General features: G+C 56.3%; 5 protein-coding genes. 1 reads left to right on the top strand and 4 read right to left on the bottom strand.

The features are described 5' to 3' along the window. Positions 1-7 precede the first annotated feature (7 nt). Positions 8-157, top strand: coding sequence for a hypothetical protein (locus ACH2EH_RS25470; RefSeq protein WP_395146232.1), 150 nt, complete (start codon positions 8-10; stop codon positions 155-157). Positions 158-202: 45 nt separating this feature from the next. Here the strand turns inward: ACH2EH_RS25470 and ACH2EH_RS25465 are convergent, their stop codons facing one another. The 4 genes from ACH2EH_RS25465 to ACH2EH_RS25450 form a co-directional block, all read right to left on the bottom strand. Beyond that, positions 203-1,126 carry an ABC transporter ATP-binding protein gene (locus tag ACH2EH_RS25465; RefSeq protein WP_395146231.1) on the bottom strand — a complete coding sequence of 308 codons (924 nt, stop codon included), beginning with the start codon at positions 1,124-1,126 and terminating at the stop codon, positions 203-205. 8 nt (positions 1,127-1,134) lie between these two features. Next, a complete protein-coding gene (locus ACH2EH_RS25460; protein WP_395146230.1) occupies positions 1,135-1,443 on the bottom strand; it encodes a HEPN domain-containing protein in 309 nt (102 codons plus the stop codon). Then, positions 1,427-1,735: a nucleotidyltransferase domain-containing protein gene (locus ACH2EH_RS25455; RefSeq protein WP_309690409.1), complete on the bottom strand. Its 309-nt coding sequence runs from the start codon at positions 1,733-1,735 to the stop codon at positions 1,427-1,429. Before ACH2EH_RS25455 ends, ACH2EH_RS25460 begins: the two co-directional genes overlap by 17 nt. Positions 1,736-1,740: 5 nt before the next feature. Next, a partial coding sequence (locus ACH2EH_RS25450) for an ABC transporter permease subunit (protein ID WP_395146229.1) occupies positions 1,741-2,671 on the bottom strand: 931 nt, incomplete at its 5' end.

The following is a 2,671-nucleotide window of genomic DNA, read 5'->3' as shown; positions in this document are numbered from 1 at the left end:
CGATGTTGTGCTGGATATGCAGGATGTCCTGGATCGCGCCTATGATTTTGGCGGGCTGGCACGCAGCATTAGCTACGCCTCCGAACCCGAGCCGCCTTTGCTCCCCGCCGCGCTAGAGTGGGCCACAGAGCTACTGGTCACAAAGAACCTACGCTAAAAAGTAGTCTATTCACAGCGAAGAATGGGCGGTCAGCAAACCAGCCTACGCATCCCCGACGAGATAGCGGAAGACGGATTCGAGGTTGTTATCCGGAGAGTGGAAGCGCTCGATGAAAAAGCCCCCCGAGAGCGCGAGCTGTGGAAGCGCCCCATAGAAGATATCCGGCTGGTGGGTCTCGACCTCGATCAGCTTCTCGCTCTTGGGATCCACACGCGCCGAGAGAACAAACGGCTGCGCGATCAACAGCGCGGCCAGCTCCCGAGGGCGATCTGTGGTCAGGCGAATGTGGTGCGGGTGCTTGTCAATCTGGTCACGGATATCGTGGATGTTGCCCTGCGCCAGAACGCGTCCTTTGAAGATCACCAGAATGCGATCCGTGATCTGCTCCACTTCGTAGAGAATATGGCTGGATACCAAGACACACTTGCCACGCGCCGCGAAGCCCTGCATCAGCTCGACGAGCTCGCGCCGCCCCACGGGATCCAAACCGTTGAGGGGCTCGTCTAGGATCAGAATATCTGGGTCATGGACAATCGCCTGCGCCACTTTGATGCGCTGGCGCATGCCCTTGGAGTAGCCCCCGATGCGCTTATCACACCGGTCCGCCATCCCAACCTGCTCCATCACGTCCTGCACTTTTTCCTTCGCGCTCGCTCCCTGAATCCCGTTCATCGCCGCCAGCAGGGTCACGAACTCCCGCCCGGTCAGCTCCTCGTAGAAGTTATCAATCTCAGGACAGTAGCCCAGCCGCGCCGCCAGTGTCGGGTTGGCAAACGGCTCCATCCCCAGCGAGAGAACACGCCCCGTGTGGGGACGAAGCTGCCCGGTAATGAGCTTGAGCAGTGTGGACTTGCCCGCGCCATTCGGGCCAAGAAGCGCCGTCAGCCCGGCAGGAAGCTGAAACGAGACATCGTTGAGGCCGATAATCTGCCCGTGCCAGCGTGACACCCGCTCCAGAATAATCATAGGCTGGTTCATATACCAAGCTCCCGCCGGGCAAGGTCACGGATGGGTTCAAGAGCAACTAGTCCTTGTTTAGCATCCAAAAGAGTCGCTGAAGATCCTGGATAACGAAAGTTCACAGCATAGTTTGTCAGCAAAGCACACTCCGGCATCAACGTAACCCAGAAGGGATTAATAGCTTTTAAGTATTTCTCGGCACACTGTTGCGTGTGAAAACATGCCGAGTCGTAGTTGGGAGATTTACGTGCGCGACGTTCGCGCAGAGCAGTGGCAAGGTCACCCTCCGCTTTATCTACCCATTCTTCAGTGAGTAGTGTCATAGAGTATTTTGCCTTTCTCCGTGATTTCACGCAAAAAGGAATCGCCTAATCGCAAGCGTTCCTGGAGTTGTTGCGGCGTATAGACAATAACATCCATCGAAAACCCACTATGAACCGCCAGACGAATGGCGGTTTGTTCTCGGAGAGGTGACCCCTCGAAGGGTAAAACCACAAGCAAGTCCACATCGGAGTCTTCATGGGGAGTACCGTAGGCATAGGAACCAAATAAGATGATTCGGTCGGGATGAAATCCTTCCACAATCCGGTCTCGGACACTTGTGATCGCTTCCATGGAAATCATCCGCTGATAATCTCCACGGCACGGATTTTCCGGTGTGCAGCAGCCAACGGCAGGAGAATAAAGGCGGCACCGAGCACCACCAGCGGCCAGGTCAGTGGAGGGACAAGCCGACGAGACTGGGGCGCGAACTGGAACGGATGGTCTTGTGGCTTCACATGCAGCAGATTCATCGTAAGCCCATCGGTCACGCCCCCAACACTGGCATCACGGATCGTCATCGCACGCGACAGCGCCCTCTTTGCGCCAGGGGTCTCGTTATCAATCTCGGTCATGGCATTTTTCGCCAGGATATTTCCAGAGATCAGGGTAAAGACGCCCAGGATAAAGTAGAACGACGCGAAGGATGCTCCCGCTTGTCGCCCCCCCTTGGACCACGCGGAGAATCCCACGACTAGGCTCGCATTGAGCATGGGAGCAATCAGAGTCGCCATAAACAGCCGGGGCAGGAGATACGGGTTCTGGGTCCAGAAGCCTTCGTCGTAGTAGCTGGTCAGCAAAAAGACATAGATCAAGAGGGTGGGAATGGCCGAGATGCACCAGAGCAACGAAAAGACCCCGAACCACTTACCTACCAGATAGTCTAGCTTGGAGAGCGGGCGCGAAAGATAGACAAGTAAGGCATTGGCCTGGTTATCCGCCGCGATACAGCCCGCGCCGATAATCAGCGCCTCGATAAAGACCATCAGCCAGCTCTCGGTGACGCACAGATAGCAGCAGGCGGCGTAGGTGAACACTCCCTGGCCCCGCCCAAAGCCACGCCCTCCTCCACCTCCGCCGCTCATATCACCAATGGCACGGGTAACATTGTGATTCAGGAAGAAAAACAGCCCAAAGAACAAGTGGATCAGAACAATCATCAGGAGGGGCATCCAGAACCCGACCTTCTTGATATTAGTTCGGATCACCGCCTGTGCGATCACCCACCAT

This window comes from Armatimonas sp., from assembly GCF_043760365.1.
Lineage (GTDB): Bacteria > Armatimonadota > Armatimonadia > Armatimonadales > Armatimonadaceae > Armatimonas.
The sequence above is the reverse complement of the archived record's forward strand: the minus strand, read 5'-3'. Positions and strand labels throughout refer to the sequence as shown.

What these genes read in the sequence shown, in the direction of transcription:
- ACH2EH_RS25465 (WP_395146231.1), bottom strand. Translation starts at nt 1,126, where the DNA reads ATGATTATTCTGGAGCGGGTGTCACGCTGGCACGGGCAGATTATCGGC.
- ACH2EH_RS25460 (WP_395146230.1), bottom strand. Translation starts at nt 1,443, where the DNA reads ATGACACTACTCACTGAAGAATGGGTAGATAAAGCGGAGGGTGACCTT.
- ACH2EH_RS25455 (WP_309690409.1), bottom strand. Translation starts at nt 1,735, where the DNA reads ATGGAAGCGATCACAAGTGTCCGAGACCGGATTGTGGAAGGATTTCAT.